Genomic DNA, 14,021 nt, shown 5'->3' with positions numbered 1-14,021 from the left:
GACGCGGGTTCCTCCAGGGCGACCGTCCGGAATGGCGCAAGACGGCGGTCGCTGGGGGGTTGTAGCGGGGGTTGGAGGGAAGGTGAACCCCCGGAGACGGCCCGCGCGCTCAGCGCCGTCAGGTCCCGGCCGGAACAGCGGCCCAGGCGCCCAGCTCCGTCCGGGCGGCCGGCGTCTTGATGTAGCGCTGCAGCGCCGCCGCCAGCAGCTGGGCGTCCAGGCCGAAAAGCTTGGGCATGATGACCAGGTCCGCGCCGTAGAGGCCCTGGGTCGAGGCGATCTCCCGCTGGACCAGGGCCCGCTGAGCGCCCGGCAGGATGGTGACGGCGGCGGAGTCGTGGAAATGCAGCAGGATCATCGGGTTGCGGGCGAGCTCGCCGACCGACAGGCCGGCGATATTGTCCCAGTCCGCCCGGTAGCGGCGTCTGGATCCGCGCTGGACGACCAGGCCCTGCGGCTCGAACCGCAGAGCCGGCGTTGGCAGCCAGTTGCAGAGCAGCGCCAGGGTGAAGCCAACGGCGAAGAGCGCCAGGCCAGCGCAGAGACCCTGCAGCACCAGGCCCATGCTTCCGCCCAGCAGGGCGCCAGCCAGGCCGAAGACGCCGACAGCCGCGACCAGCGCCAGAATCCGGCCCCGCGCCATAGGGATGTCTCGGCTGCCGGCGATGGCCACCTTGCCCGGGCTGGAGCGGCGCCAGCGCAGCTTGGTGAATATCTGGCCGGCGAACAGCAGGGCTCCGCCGCCGAAGAACATCAGGGTGATAGCCCCGGTGCGCCAGTCGCCGCGGACGATCTCCAGGACGCCGGCGGCGACGAACAGCAGGCTGATGACCAGCAGTATCCAATCTCGCGCGCTGGGCGGATCGAATGGCGTGTGGCGAGGATCTCTCGATCTCATGGCTTTCCCAGGCGCAAAGGGCTTGCGTGGCCGTCCAGGTGATGGGTCAACCCGGTGATACGCTATCCATTCCTGGTCTTTCCAGTCCCGGCTCAATGGCCACGCCCGCCCTCTTTTTGCAGGAAGCGAACCGTCACAGAACTTGATTTCAGGCCGTAGTCGAGTCGCCCGCACATGGTGGAACCGTAGATGGTCCTCCAAGACAGACGCCAGCATGCGCCTAGCCCTGACTGACAGCCTCAGCGACCCCGGAAGCGCCGGCCGCCCCAACGACGACGCCTTCTGCGCGGCTGACGGCTTCGCCGCGGTGCTCGATGGCGCCACCGGCCTCGGTGGCCGCCTGCTCGACACGCCGAGTGACGCGGCCTGGGTGGCGCAGCAGGGCGCGGAGCGGCTGACTCACCACTCAACCACCCACCACGGCCACGACCTGCTGCGGGCGGCGCTGGCCGATGTCGAGGCGCGGTTCGTCGCCGAGCGGCTGAGCGCCCCGACCGAGATGTACGAACTGCCCATGGCTTCGCTGATGATGGTCCAGGCCGGGCCGCCCGACGCCCTGACCGCCCTGTGGTTCGGCGATTGTAGCGCCCTGGTCCAGCGGCCAGGGCAGGCCATCGAGGTGGTGGGCAGCGCCTTCGACCAGAAGGCCGACGAGGCCGGCGCCGCCGCCAGCCTGGCCGCCTCGCTGGGGATGGGCGCGGTCGGGCATCTGGAGCGGCCGGAGTTCCTGACCCTCGCCCGCGCCGCCCGCAATCGTTACAACACCGCCGACGACGGGGACTGGGTGTTCGCGCCGGATGTCCGCTGCGCCGAGCACGCCCAGACGGCGACCCTCGCCGCCCCGCCCGGAACCTGGTTGCTGCTGGCCACCGACGGCTTCCTGGCCCTGGCCAGCGACTACCAGCGCTACGACCCCGCCGGCCTGATGGCGGCGGCGCGCACGGAGGGGCTGGCGGCCCTGCTACGGGAACTGCGGGCGATCGAGGACGCCGATCCCGAGGGCCGGCGTTTCCCGCGGTTCAAGAAGGGTGACGACGCCACCGCCCTGCTGCTGGAGGTCCGGTAGCGCCGTGACCGAACCCCTCCCCCAGGCCCTGATCGACACCATCGAGCGCGAACTTCTCGTCCGCACCCGGCTGGCCCCCGCCGACCTGCTGTTCGTGTTCGGCACCCGGCACGGGGTAGCCGAGTTCATCGAGGCCATCGCCGACCTCTGGCGACGGGGCTACTTCAAGGCCGCCATCGTCACCGGTGGCCCGACCCTGGGCGAGGCGCGGACCGAGGCGGAGGTGATCTCGGCCGGCATGGCGGCGGCGGGCGTTCCCGCCGAGGTCATCCTGACCGAGCACCGGGCGACCAACACCGGCGAGAACGTCATCTTCTCCCTGCCCATCATCGACGCCGAACTGGGCCTGCGAAACGTCCGCTCGCTGATCGCCGTGGGCAAACACTGCACCTCGGTGCGCTACCTGATGACCCTTGAGCGCCACTGGCCCGAGGTCGACAAGATGCTCGCGCCCGTCAGCCACTACGGCCATGCGGCCGAGGAGTGGCATCTCCATCCAGCCTCCCGCGACCGCGTGCTACTGGAATGGCGCAAGCTTGGGCCCTATCGGGATGCGGGATTCATCGCCGACTGGAGGGAGACCCCGGAGAGCCATGAGGATCGGGGCGGCTAGGCCCGCCGCCGCACTTCCACCGGCGCACCAGGCGCCCGCCCACCCTGCTCCGCCCCGACCTTGAACCGGCTGACCGACCGCGCCAGGGCCTGCGCCTCGGCGGCCAGGGCGTGGCTGGCGGCGGTGGTCTGTTCGACCATGGCCGCGTTCTGCTGGGTCACCTGGTCCATCTGGTTGACGGAGGTGTTGACCTGGCTCAGGCCCGTGGCCTGCTCCTGGGCGGAGGCGGAGATCTCGCGCACCAGGTTGTCGACGCCGATGATCCGCTCGGCGATGTTGTGCAGCGCGGTTCCAGTGCGGCCCACCAGGTCCACGCCGCTCTTCACCTGAGTGGCGGAGGCCGAGATCAGGGTCTTGATTTCCCGGGCCGCGTCCGCCGAGCGCTGAGCCAGAGCGCGGACCTCAGCGGCGACCACCGCGAACCCCCGGCCGGCGTCGCCAGCCCTCGCCGCCTCGACGCCGGCGTTCAGGGCCAGCAGGTTGGTCTGGAAGGCGATCTCGTCGATCACCCCGATGATCTGGCCGATCTGGCGCGAGGAGTCCTCGATCTGGGTCATGGCCTGGACGGTTTCCTGGACCACGGCCGTGGAATTCTGGGCCTCGGCCTTGGAGGCGCCGACCACCGAGGCGGCCTGGCCCGCGCTGGCCGCCGCCCGCTGCACCGTGGCGGTGATCTGCTCGATCGCCGCGGCGGTTTCCTCCAGGCTGGCCGCCTGGTGCTCGGTCCGGCGGGACAGATCGTCCGCCGCCTGGGAAATCTCGCGGGCCCCGCCGTCGATGGCCCGGACATTGATCAGGATGGTCTGCACCGCCCCCTCGAGCTGTCCGATGGCCGAGTTGAAGTCCGCCCGAAGCGACTCGTATTCCGGGGCGAAGACCTGGTCGATGCGACGCGTCAGGTCGCCGCTGGCCAGGCCGGCCAGCCCCGCGGCGAGCAGTTCCACCACCTGGGCCAGTTCAGCGGCGGTGCGGGTGCGCTCCGCCTCGGTCGTGGCGCGTTGCTGGTCGGCCAGCTGTTCGTGGCGCCGGCTTTCCGCCTCCAGCTGGATCTTCGCGATCGAAGCCTCCTTGAAGACCTGGACGCCGGTGGCGATCCGCCCGGTTTCATTGCGGTCGGTGAGATGGGGGACCTGGCGCGTCAGGTCGCCGCCGGCGATATCGTCCATGGCGCCGACGATATCGCCGATGCGACGGGTCAGCGCCCTGGCGATCGTCCAGGCCAGGAGGCTGGAGAGCGCCAGGAAGGCCGCCGCGATCGCCAGGTTGACGACCAGACCGTTGATCAGATGCGCAAGCCGCACCTCGAGCAGACGGGTCAGCTCGGCATGGGCGCCTCGCCAGGAGGCCCCGAGCGCCGTGGCGACCTGGGCCTGCTCGCCATCGGGACGGACGGCAAGGGCGCCGACCGCCAGGCCCGCCTTGGCCCGGCCGTCGAGCCCGGCCACCGCTGTCCGCAGCGGCTCGCTCAAGGGTGACAGCTTGCGGCGGGTTTCGCCCGCGGCGTTGGCGTCCATGGCCGTGGCCAGATCGTTGACCGTCTCGGAGGCCCGGGCGTTCAGGCGGTCCAGGGCGGCCGCGAGCCGGGCAATGCGGGCGGCGTCCTCGTCCTGCAAGGCGCTGGCGTTGGTGACGTCGACATTGGCCAGCGCAAGGGCCGGCATGCGCACCGTGACCGCATCCATCACGTAGAAGCTGTCGAGATCGGGATCCAGGGTCAGGTTCGAAGCGTCGGCGACCTTGCCGATCAGCGCGGTCGCCGCGCGCAGGCGCAGGTCCGCGTCCTTGGCGTCGCGCAGTGCGATCATGGCTTCACCGGTGCGAAAAACCGGATCGTAGCGCGCCGCCATCTTGCCGAGATCGTCGCCGGTGGCGGCTTCCCCCTTCGCAGCCGCCTCGAGTTGCGGCCAGACGGTAGAGAGATATTCGGCGCCGGCGATCTCCCTTTGGGCGAAGGCGATCTCCTTCCAGCTCTGGCGCACGAACAGGAAGGTCAGAAGGGCGAGCGGCGCGGCGAACAGCAGCCCCAGCAGCGCCAGGCGCGCGCCGAACGACATGTGGGAGTGGATGAAGCGCAGCATGATTTTGATCCGCCTACGGAATTTCCACAGACCCTGCGCCCGCAAAGTTAATGGAGTGCTTTCTTTAAATGGATCGGCCCGGGAGCCTTTGTCGCAGGCAAGTTTTCCCAAGCAGACAGAAAAGCAACCTTCTCCAAATGCTTATTCACCTTAGCGAGAACTACCCAAGGTGGAGGTCTAGATCCGTTCAAATACCCTCAATCCGAGCATAGCAGCGGCAAACACCAAGCGATGGCTTGGTCAAGGCTGGGCGCGGGTGGCCCCCTCATACCGTCCAGCGGCGGCTCGGCCCGGCCCTTTGCTTGCAACCCGCGCCGCCATGGGTGCGGCGGGCCCCTGAATTCGACCGGTTTTGGCACATTTCAGGGTAGCAGGATGAGCAACTTTCGCGGCACGGCGGGTAACGACAGCTTTTTCGGGACCGACGCCGACGACATCGCCTACGGCTTCGCGGGCGACGACCAGATCCAGGGCAATGGCGGCAACGACACCCTGGTCGGGCATGAGGGCAATGACACGCTGAACGGCGGGGCGGGCGACGACTGGCTGGTCGGCGGGGCCGGCGCCGACCAGATGAATGGCGGCGAGGGCAACGACTGGATCTCCTACGAGGACGCTACGTCGTCGATCACCTTCAACATGCTGCAGGTGAACTGGCAGGACACCGGCGGCGGTGGGACCGATCGCATCGCCAGCATCGAGAACATCTACGGCTCGATCCATGACGACAGCCTGTTCGGCGACAACGGCGCCAACACCCTGTCGGGCCAGGCGGGCAACGACACCCTGGTCGGGCGGCTGGGCGACGATGTACTGAACGGCGGGGCCGGCCATGACTGGCTGGTCGGCGGCGAGGGCGCCGACCAGCTCTACGGCGGCGATGGCGTCGACTGGGCCTCCTACGAGGATGCGGCCAGGGGCGTGACGGTCAATCTGACGCTGAAGGGCGCCCAGAACACCATCGGGGCCGGGACCGACATCCTGGGCGGCATCGAGCGCCTCTACGGCTCGGCCTTTGCCGACACCCTGACGGGCGATGCGGCGGTCAACCTGCTGCAGGGCGCCGGCGGCGACGACAGCCTGACCAGTGTCGGGGCGGGTGACACGCTGGATGGCGGCGAGGGCAATGACCGCCTCTACGGCGGTGGCGGCGGGATCATGCTGGGCGGCAACGGCAGCGACACCTTGATTACGCCCACCACCGGCCAAGGCTTTGTGCTGGACCTGGCCAAGACCGCCGCCCAGGTCAACGGCGGAGTCAGCTTCACCCTCAATTCCATCGAGAACATCCAGACCGGATCGGGCAATGACACCCTCTATCTCAGCGCCGCGGCCAACACGGTCGGCACCGGCGCCGGGAACGACAAGGTCATCTATCGTAGCCTGGCGGAGATCGGCCTGGGCTCGAGCGCCGATCATTTCATCGATGTCGGCGCCTTCGACGTCATCGACCTGTCGGCGATCGACGCCAACACCAAGCTGGCCGGCAACCAGGCCTTCACCGGGGTCACCGCCTTCAACGGCCAGGCGGGCCAGATGGTGATGGGCTACGACCTGGCGACCGGCGTGGTGCACGTGCAGTTCGACGTCAACGGCGACAAGCTCGCCGACGCCGAGCTGTGGCTGCACGGCTCGGGCGCGCTGGGGGTGGGCTGGGTGCTATAGGGCCCTGCCCTCCTCATCCAGAACCAGCCTGACCAGTTCGGCCTGCCGGTGGACGCCGGTCTTGTCGAAGATGTGCGAGAGATGGGTGCGGGCGGTGGCGTAGGCGATGCCGCTGCGGCGGGCGGCGGCGGGCTTGCCGTCGCCCTTGGCGATCTCCAGGGCGAAGGCCGCCTCGGCGGGGGTCAGGCCGTAGGTCAGGCGCAGGCGGTCGGCCGCCCCTAGCGGCGCCTGGCGGCCGGCGTCGAGGATGATGGCCGCCGGCTGCCCGGCCCAGATGATGGGCGTGGGCCGGCGCACCGCGCTCACCTGCAGAATGAGCGGGCGGCCGGAGATGTTGTCGATGCGGACGACGCCGCCGGCCTGGTCCAGACCGTCGCCGGCGGCGCAGCCGGCGATCAGGGCGCGCAGTCGCTCGGCGTCGGCGCTCCGCTCGGCGGTAAGGCTGCCCTGGGCCAGCCTTAGCCCGCGACCGCCGCGGAACAGCGCCTCGGCGGCGGGATTGGCGAACAGCACCCGGCCCTCGGCGTCGACCAGCAGAGCGGCCGCCTCCAGCCGTTGCAGCAGCTGCGAGGTCAGCCCCTCGCCGCCCTGGCCCAGGGCCAGGCGGATATTGAGCCGCACCGCCCGTTCCAGATGCGGGGTCAGGGCCTGGAGCAGGCGCAGGGCCTCGGGCTCGAAGTCCTCGCGCCCCGGCAGCATGAGCACCGACCGCCAGCCCTGCTCGGCCAGCACCATGCAGCCCATGACGGTGCGATAGCCCTGCGGCCGGGACCACTCGTTGTGGAAGGCGCTCCTTTGCAGATTCTCGCGCGGCAGGACCATGGCGTCGGTCGCCGCCGAGCCGACGCCCCGGCGGGTGACGCCGTGCCAGACATGGTCGTCGGCGTGATAGTCGCCATAACGGCGCATGAAGTCGGGATCGGTGCGGGGCGCGAAGATCCAGGGTATGCCGTGCGGGGCCATCGCCCCCAGCGAGGCGTCCTGCGCCCCGCAGGCGTCGGCGATGCTGGTCAGAACCCGGGGCCAGAGGTCGAAGTCGGCGGCGGCCTGGTAGATCTCGTCGACCAGGCCCAGAACGCGCGTGTCGTCGATGGCCGTCATGGCGATCCCCCGCTTGCGCAGCTGGTCGCCCACCCTTCTTGCCAATGAAACCACGAGACCGCCGGCCCGCCAAGCGAAGATGGGGCCGGATTCGCGGCCTGGGCGAATTTCGTCGCCGCCTAGGACGTTCGTTCGATGTGCGCCCCGCCTCGCGCCCATAGCCTCGGCATGTCCTCGGGGGAGGCCGCCACACCCAACCGGAGGCTACAGCCATGCCCGATACCCTGACCAAGACCCGTCCCGAAACCAAGGCGGCCGTCACGCCCGCCGCCTCGCCCTCGATCCTGCAGATCAATCCTCCCCTCCCCACGGCGCCGGAAATCCGCGCCCTGGCCGGCGACATCCAGGCGCGATTGAAGCTGGCCTTCGCCATGGCCGCCGCCGGCCGCACGCCGGCCGGGGCCAAGGGCGGCGACGAGTTGTTCGCCCGCATCGTCGCCAGCCGGCCGGCCGCCGGCAAGCAGCGCCTGCAGGCGAAGGCCAGGGCGATGCTGGATGCGCCGCGGGCGACCCGCGAGAGCTTCTTCGGCCGCTATGGCGCCGTGGAGCCCGCGCGCTATACGGGCCTGGCCATGGTTCACGCCTCGGTGGGACCTGTCGCGGTCGATGGCAAGAAGCTCAAGGCCGCCTTGGAAGCCGTCGGCAAGAACGACGCGGCGCGCATGCATCTGGAGGCGGTCCACAGCACCGCCAGCGAGGTCAAGATTGTCCGGAAGAAGCAGCCGCAAGACACTGGCCAGAAATCCGCGGCCCAGCTCGACGCCGAGGCCGGGGCCAAGTTCAAGCACCTCAGCCTCTACCTCAACAAGGTCAAGTGCCTGAACACCACCGACGGCGAGGCGGGCTCGGACGAAATCGCCATGGGCGGCACCGCCACCAACCCCAGCGGCGAGACCACCAAGATCAGCCAGTTCCTGGTCTATGACGATTTCGACAAGGACGACCGGCGGGCCTATGGCGGCGCGGGCAAGCGCCTGCATCGCTGGAACATCCCGGTCAACAACAACTGGCCCCATACCTACGCCGCCGTGCTGGTCATGGCGGAAAAGGACGAGGGCGGGTTCGGCGACTTCCTCAAGGCGCTCTGGGACTATATCGACGAGGAGGTGAAGAGCGCCGTGGCCGGGGCCGTGGGGGCCGCCATCGGGGCCGCGCTGGGTTCGTTCTTCGGCCCGCTGGGCACCGCCCTGGGCGCGCTGACCGGCATACTGGTCGGGTTGTTCATCGACTGGCTGATCGGCCTGTTCGAGGATGACCTGATCGCCGCCAGGACCATCATCCTCTACCTCGGCGCGGCCACCAAGTCCTACTACGACCAGTGCGGCCTGACCGCCGATCCGGCCCCGCGCTTCACCATCGACTACAACGGCGACGGCGGACACTACCGCACCTGGTTCAGCCTGGCCGTCGAGGCCTAGAACCGACCCGGCCCTGGCCAGGCGGTCAGGGCCGGGACCCGTTCTGGACTTCTGTCCGTTCTGGGGCTCCCCTGCGCCCTTCGTTGCCGTGCGGGAGACCCCGTGATCAGATTCGCCGCCCTCCTGTCGGTGTTGTTGCTGGGCGCGGCTCCGATCCAGGGAGCGAGAGGCCTCGATTTCGACGCCAACCGGCTCTCCGAACACGTTCGCATCCTGTCGTCCGACCAGTTCGAGGGTCGCGGTCCCGGCCAGCCCGGCGAGACCAAGACCGTGGAGTACTTGGCCGGCCAGTTCGCTACCCTGGGCCTGGAACCCGGCGGGCCGGACGGCGGCTGGTTCCAGACGGTCATGCTGCACCGCTTCACGCAGGACGGAACGCCCAGTCTTTCAGTCTCCATCGCCGGCCGGGACTGGCCAATCGTCTACGGGAACCAGGCCCTGGTTGGACCCCAGCGCGCGGCCGGGGCGAGCGTCGCCGATGCGGCCATGGTTTTCGTCGGCTTCGGCGTCCACGCCCCCGAGCTGGGCTGGGACGACTACAAGGGCGTCGACCTGCGCGGCAAGATCGCGGTCATGCTGGCCAACGATCCGGACTTCGACGCGACGGCGTCCGGCCGGTTCGGCGGCGAGGCGATGAGCGTGCATGGCGACTGGACCCACAAGTATCTCGAGGTGACGCGGCGGGGCGCCGTCGGGATGGTCTGGGTTCACGACACGGCCTCGGCCGGCTTCGACTGGCCGGCGCTGCAGGGCTTCTGGACCAGCCCGCAGCTCGACATAGTCCGGCCGGCTGCCGAAACGGACGTCGCGCCGATCACCGGCTGGCTGCGAGGCGATACGGCGGCGGCGCTGTTCGCCGCGGCCGGGCTCGATCTGAAGACCCAAAGCCTCCGGGCCCGCAGCCGGTCCTTCCAGCCGGTGACCCTGCCGCGCACGAGACTCTCCATCAGCTATCGGGTGAAGCGAGAGGTCCGCGTCAGCCGCAACGTGATCGCCCGCCTGCCGGGCGCGCGCCACCCAGGCGAGAGCGTCCTCTACGGCGCGCATTGGGACCATCTGGGCCGGGGCGAACCTCAGGCCGATGGCGACGACATCTACAACGGGGCGCTGGACAACGCTTCGGGCCTGGCCGGCCTGCTGGAGCTGGCGCGGCTGTTCGCCGCCGGCGAGCGGCCCGGCCGCTCGATCGTCTTTATCGCCTTCACCGGTGAGGAAACGGGGCTGCTGGGCTCGGCCTGGTACGCGGCTCACTCGGCCTTTCCCCTGGAGACCACGGCGGGCGGCGTCAATATCGACGGGCTGCCGATCATCGCCCCCTCGGATATGAAGGTCAGTTTCGGCCTTTCCGACCTGCAGGACATCCTGGCGCGGGCGTCGGCGCGCCAGGGGCGGCGGATCCTCCCGCCCAGCCCCTGGAAGGGCGGCGCCTACGCCCGTTCCGACCACTATTCCCTGGCCCAGGCCGGCCTGCCGATGCTGTTCGCCGGTTCCCGCGTCGCCGGTCGGGACTATTTTGAGAAGCGCTACCACCAGCCGGACGACGAATGGAGCCCGGACTGGGACTGGAGCGGCGCGATCGCCGATCTGCAACTCTATCGGGCGGTGGGGCTGGAGCTGGCCAATAGCCGACGCTGGCCCCGATGGTGGCCCGGCGCGGAGTTTGGCGCGATCCGCGACCGCTCGGCCGCCGCCCGCCGATGAGGCAGGGTCGGCCCGCTTCAAGTTCGCAAAAAAGACGCGCCCCTTCTGGCCAAACGGCGCGCCATGCCCCACATCTGGCGCTGCGCTCAAGGGCCGCGCAGCCCATTTCCATCGCACGGAAGCCGCACCGATGACCGACACGCCCGCCTACACCCCGCCCAAGGTCTGGACCTGGAACAAGGAAAACGGGGGTCGGTTCGCCAATATCAACCGGCCCATCGCCGGTCCGACCCACGACAAGGAGCTGCCGGTCGGCAAGCATCCGTTCCAGCTCTATTCGCTGGCCACGCCCAACGGGGTGAAGGTGACGGTGCTGCTGGAGGAACTGCTGGCGCTGGGCCATACGGGCGCGGAATACGACGCCTGGCTGATCAACATCGGCTCGGGCGACCAGTTCGGCAGCGGCTTCGTCGGGGTCAATCCCAACTCCAAGATCCCGGCCCTGATGGACTACAGCGATCCGAAGAAGCCGATCCGCATCTTCGAGTCCGGCGCCATCCTGATCCACCTGGCCGAGAAGTTCGGCGAATTCCTGCCGACCGACCCGGCGGCCCGGGCCGAGACCCTGTCCTGGCTGATGTGGCAGATGGGGAGCGCCCCCTACCTGGGCGGCGGCTTCGGCCACTTCTACGCCTATGCCCCCTTCAAGATCGAATACGCCATCGACCGGTTCGCCATGGAGGTGAAGCGCCAGCTGGACGTGCTGGACCGCCGGCTGGCCGAGAGCGAATACCTGGGCGGTAGCGAGTACACGATCGCCGACATGGCCGTCTGGCCCTGGTACGGGGCCCTGGCCAAGGGCGTGGTCTATGAGGCCGGCGAGTTCCTGGCCGTGCAGGACTACAAGAACGTCCAGCGCTGGACCGACCTGATCGCCGCCCGCCCCGCCGTCAAGCGCGGCCGGATGGTCAACCGGGCCATGGGCGACCCCGCCAGCCAGCTGCGCGAACGCCACGACGCCAGCGACTTCGACACCAAGACCCAGGACAAGATCGAGGCCGCCGCCGAAGCCGCCGCGTCCTAACGCGGTCGCAGCCGCAGGTAGGCCTCGGCGATCGCCAGGTTGGGAATCCAACACAGGAAGGACGCGGCGCAATAGGCGGCGACCGGCGGCAGGCCCGTGGCGGGAATGGCCAGCAGCAGGAGCCGCAGGGTTATGGCCGCCAGGGTGAGGGCCCAGCCGCGGATCATCCAGCGGCGGTGAGCGACGAACTCGCGGCGCACGGCCGCCCGCCAGCCCAGCGCCACGAAGGCGATCCACAGGACGTCCAGGCTGCCGAAGCCGAGCGTGGCCGCCGGCCCCGCCGTGGTTCCCAGCGCCAGAGCCAGACCCCCTGCCCCGCCGATCAGACAGCCAAGCGCATAGGTGCGGCCGATCCAGCGGTGGGCGGAACCGCGCCGCAGGACCGGCAGGAACTGGAACGAGCCCAGCAGCAGGGCTGTGGCGGCGCCGACGATGTGCAGATCAAGCCACGGCTTGGCGAACAGGTTGGCCAGGATCGGCGGGGCAAGCGGGCCGATCCCCGGCAGGTAGCGGTAGGAAAATATCGCCAGGGCCAGGCTGAGCAGCATCGCCGCGCTCCACCACACGCCGCCCGCCATCGTCTTGATCATCGCCTTGCTCCCTGTTGCGTTGACCCTGGGATTGCGGGTCGGGAGCAGCGCGGCTAGGCGTGGTTTCGCGAACGGCGCCAGGGGTGCGCGAACGGGACGGAATGGACGGCGAAGCGCTCGCCAAGCTCTGGAAACTGGGATCGCCAGCCGGCCGTCGGCTGGCGGCGGAACTGGGCGTGCTGGCGGCGATGGGCCTGCTGGTCGCGGTGCTGGGGCCGTTCGGATCGGACTTTCTGCCGGCGCCGGTCCGGTTCGCCTACTGGCTGGCCTGCATTGTCGGCGGCGGGCTGATCGGCATTGGCCTGGATCGGCTGATCGGCCGCCGCCTCACCCCGCTGTGGTGGCGGGTGCTGGCCATTTCGCTGCTGATGACCGCGCCGGTCACCCTCTACGTGGTGGGCTGCATCGCCGTGATCCGAGGCGAGAGCGTGCAGCCTGGCGCGTCTCTCAATCTGCTCTGGCAGGTCTTCGCCCTCTCCCTGCCGGTGATGGCGGTGCGGGCGCTGGTTTGGCGGCGAGGCCCGACTCGGGTCGAGACCCGCACGATCATCGAGCCGCCCCTGCCGGAAGCCGAGGCCGTCTTCCGTCGACGGCTCTCGGCCAGACGCCGGTCGGCGCGGCTGCTGGCCCTGGAGGCCGAGGACCACTACCTGCGCGTCTACACCGACGCCGGCGCGGAGCTGCTGACCCTGCGCCTCTCCGACGCTCTGGCCGAGCTGGCCCGGGCCCACGGCTATCAGGTCCACCGCTCCTGGTGGATCAGCGCCGAGGCCATCGAGGCGGTGACCTGGAAGCGCGGCCGGGGCGAGGCGCGGCTGGCGGGCGGGCTGACCGTGCCGGTCAGCCGCACCCACGCCCCGGTACTGCGCGAGGCCGGCTGGACCTAGAAGGTCTCGCCGACCATCGTCTCGCTGAGCGCCCACAGCGCCTTGGCCCGCTCGGGGTCGAGGGCGTAGGCGCGGACGCCGCCGCGCAGGCCCGGATCGTCCTGCGGCTCGGCGATATGGCAGTCCTCGCAATAGAGCCCACCCACCGCATCGGCCGGCGCGACCTCGGCGGCCCAGACGCTGGTCGCCGCGCCTTGCGGGATGGTCTTCCAGCTGAAGGCGGCGCCGGCCGGCTGGGCCCTGTTGATGGAATCGATCATCGCCTGGGTGACCTCCGGAGTCATGTGGCGGCCCAGCTCGGTCTGGATGCCGCCCGGGTGGACGGCGGCGGCGCGGACGCCCCGGGCCTTGTGGCGGCGGTCGAACTCCACGGCGAACAGGATGTTGGCGGTCTTGGAGCGGCCATAGGCGCCGAACTCGGTGTAGGGCGTGGTCTCGAAGTTGGGATCGTCCAGGTCGACATCCGAGAAGCGATGGCCGGCCGAGGACAGGTTGACCAGTCGGCCGCCCGGCTTGATCAGCCCGGCGATGCGGTTGACCAGCACGAAATGGCCCAGGTGGTTGGTCCCGAACTGGGTTTCGAAGCCGTCGACGGTCTTGCCGAACGGGGTGGCCATGACACCGGCGTTGCAGATCACCCGGTCGAACTGTCGGCCGTCGGCGTTCAGGGCGTCGGCGCAGGCGCGGACGCTGGCCAGGCTGGCGAGGTCCAGCTCGACCAGTTCCAGATTGGGGATGCCCGCGGTCGCTGTGCGGGCCTTGGCCAGGTCGCGGGCGGCGCCGACGACATGGGCGCCATGGGCGGCCAGGGCGCGGGCGGTTTCGACGCCCAGCCCGGCCGAAACGCCGGTGACCAGGATGCGCTGGCCGGTCAGATCGACGCCTTCCAGGACGTCGTCGGTGGTGGAAGTGGCTCCAAAAGTCATGCTGCGCTCCTTGTCGGCAAGGCCCATCCGCGCTAAACGGAGGGCAACTCCGAT

Annotated in this window: 11 protein-coding genes and 1 pseudogene; 7 read left to right on the top strand and 5 right to left on the bottom strand. The window is 69.8% G+C overall.

Features of this window, described 5'->3' with window-relative positions:
• Window positions 1-118 precede the first annotated feature (118 nt).
• Window positions 119-898, bottom strand: a complete 780-nt coding sequence (locus QO010_RS08755) for a hypothetical protein (RefSeq protein WP_307348274.1) — start codon at window positions 896-898, stop codon at window positions 119-121.
• Window positions 899-1,112: 214 nt separating this feature from the next.
• Here QO010_RS08755 and QO010_RS08750 point away from each other — a divergent pair, with 214 nt between their 5' ends.
• Window positions 1,113-1,964, top strand: a complete 852-nt coding sequence (locus QO010_RS08750) for a protein phosphatase 2C domain-containing protein (protein ID WP_307348271.1) — start codon at window positions 1,113-1,115, stop codon at window positions 1,962-1,964.
• 4 nt (window positions 1,965-1,968) lie between these two features.
• Complete coding sequence (locus tag QO010_RS08745) at window positions 1,969-2,577, top strand: YdcF family protein (RefSeq protein ID WP_307348269.1); 609 nt, start codon at window positions 1,969-1,971, stop codon at window positions 2,575-2,577.
• Here the strand turns inward: QO010_RS08745 and QO010_RS24055 are convergent.
• A pseudogene (locus QO010_RS24055) lies at window positions 2,574-3,863 on the bottom strand (methyl-accepting chemotaxis protein); the annotation flags it as partial. The gene QO010_RS08745 and the pseudogene QO010_RS24055 overlap by 4 nt on opposite strands.
• Before the next feature lie 1,167 nt (window positions 3,864-5,030).
• Here QO010_RS24055 and QO010_RS08735 point away from each other — a divergent pair.
• Window positions 5,031-6,320 (top strand): calcium-binding protein, encoded by a 1,290-nt coding sequence (locus QO010_RS08735; RefSeq protein WP_307348265.1) that lies wholly within the window; start codon window positions 5,031-5,033, stop codon window positions 6,318-6,320.
• Here the strand turns inward: QO010_RS08735 and QO010_RS08730 are convergent.
• Complete coding sequence (locus QO010_RS08730; RefSeq protein ID WP_307348264.1) at window positions 6,315-7,454, bottom strand: helix-turn-helix transcriptional regulator; 1,140 nt, start codon at window positions 7,452-7,454, stop codon at window positions 6,315-6,317. The genes QO010_RS08735 and QO010_RS08730 overlap by 6 nt on opposite strands.
• Before the next feature lie 179 nt (window positions 7,455-7,633).
• On the opposite strand from QO010_RS08730, the gene QO010_RS08725 reads away from it, so the two are divergent.
• From QO010_RS08725 to yghU, 3 genes are all read left to right on the top strand, one after another.
• Window positions 7,634-8,839 carry a hypothetical protein gene (locus tag QO010_RS08725; protein WP_307348262.1) on the top strand — a complete coding sequence of 402 codons (1,206 nt, stop codon included), beginning with the start codon at window positions 7,634-7,636 and terminating at the stop codon, window positions 8,837-8,839.
• 102 nt (window positions 8,840-8,941) lie between these two features.
• Window positions 8,942-10,540 carry a M28 family peptidase gene (locus tag QO010_RS08720; protein ID WP_307348261.1) on the top strand — a complete coding sequence of 533 codons (1,599 nt, stop codon included), beginning with the start codon at window positions 8,942-8,944 and terminating at the stop codon, window positions 10,538-10,540.
• Window positions 10,541-10,670: 130 nt separating this feature from the next.
• Window positions 10,671-11,564, top strand: a complete 894-nt coding sequence (gene yghU / locus QO010_RS08715; protein ID WP_307348260.1) for a glutathione-dependent disulfide-bond oxidoreductase — start codon at window positions 10,671-10,673, stop codon at window positions 11,562-11,564.
• Here the strand turns inward: yghU and QO010_RS08710 are convergent.
• The gene (locus tag QO010_RS08710; protein WP_307348259.1) at window positions 11,561-12,154 is read right to left on the bottom strand and encodes a DUF2306 domain-containing protein; all 594 of its coding nucleotides are present in this window, start codon (window positions 12,152-12,154) and stop codon (window positions 11,561-11,563) included. The two genes, yghU and QO010_RS08710, sit on opposite strands and share 4 nt — an antisense overlap.
• Before the next feature lie 101 nt (window positions 12,155-12,255).
• Here QO010_RS08710 and QO010_RS08705 point away from each other — a divergent pair, with 101 nt between their 5' ends.
• Window positions 12,256-13,041 (top strand): LytTR family DNA-binding domain-containing protein, encoded by a 786-nt coding sequence (locus QO010_RS08705; protein ID WP_307348258.1) that lies wholly within the window; start codon window positions 12,256-12,258, stop codon window positions 13,039-13,041.
• Here QO010_RS08705 and QO010_RS08700 read toward each other — a convergent pair.
• Window positions 13,038-13,967 carry an SDR family NAD(P)-dependent oxidoreductase gene (locus QO010_RS08700; RefSeq protein ID WP_307348257.1) on the bottom strand — a complete coding sequence of 310 codons (930 nt, stop codon included), beginning with the start codon at window positions 13,965-13,967 and terminating at the stop codon, window positions 13,038-13,040. The genes QO010_RS08705 and QO010_RS08700 overlap by 4 nt on opposite strands.
• Window positions 13,968-14,021 lie beyond the last annotated feature (54 nt).

The sequence above is a fragment of the Caulobacter ginsengisoli genome (genome assembly GCF_030814835.1).
In the GTDB taxonomy this organism is placed as follows: domain Bacteria; phylum Pseudomonadota; class Alphaproteobacteria; order Caulobacterales; family Caulobacteraceae; genus Caulobacter; species Caulobacter ginsengisoli.
This window is presented reverse-complemented; position numbering and strand designations above follow the sequence as displayed.

Excerpts from the sequence above, each read along its gene's own strand:
- yghU (WP_307348260.1), top strand. The coding sequence starts at position 10,671 with ATGACCGACACGCCCGCCTACACCCCGCCCAAGGTCTGGACCTGGAAC.
- QO010_RS08710 (WP_307348259.1), bottom strand. The coding sequence starts at position 12,154 with ATGATCAAGACGATGGCGGGCGGCGTGTGGTGGAGCGCGGCGATGCTG.
- QO010_RS08750 (WP_307348271.1), top strand. The coding sequence starts at position 1,113 with ATGCGCCTAGCCCTGACTGACAGCCTCAGCGACCCCGGAAGCGCCGGC.
- QO010_RS08700 (WP_307348257.1), bottom strand. The coding sequence starts at position 13,967 with ATGACTTTTGGAGCCACTTCCACCACCGACGACGTCCTGGAAGGCGTC.
- QO010_RS08705 (WP_307348258.1), top strand. The coding sequence starts at position 12,256 with ATGGACGGCGAAGCGCTCGCCAAGCTCTGGAAACTGGGATCGCCAGCC.
- QO010_RS08735 (WP_307348265.1), top strand. The coding sequence starts at position 5,031 with ATGAGCAACTTTCGCGGCACGGCGGGTAACGACAGCTTTTTCGGGACC.
- QO010_RS08755 (WP_307348274.1), bottom strand. The coding sequence starts at position 898 with ATGAGATCGAGAGATCCTCGCCACACGCCATTCGATCCGCCCAGCGCG.
- QO010_RS08725 (WP_307348262.1), top strand. The coding sequence starts at position 7,634 with ATGCCCGATACCCTGACCAAGACCCGTCCCGAAACCAAGGCGGCCGTC.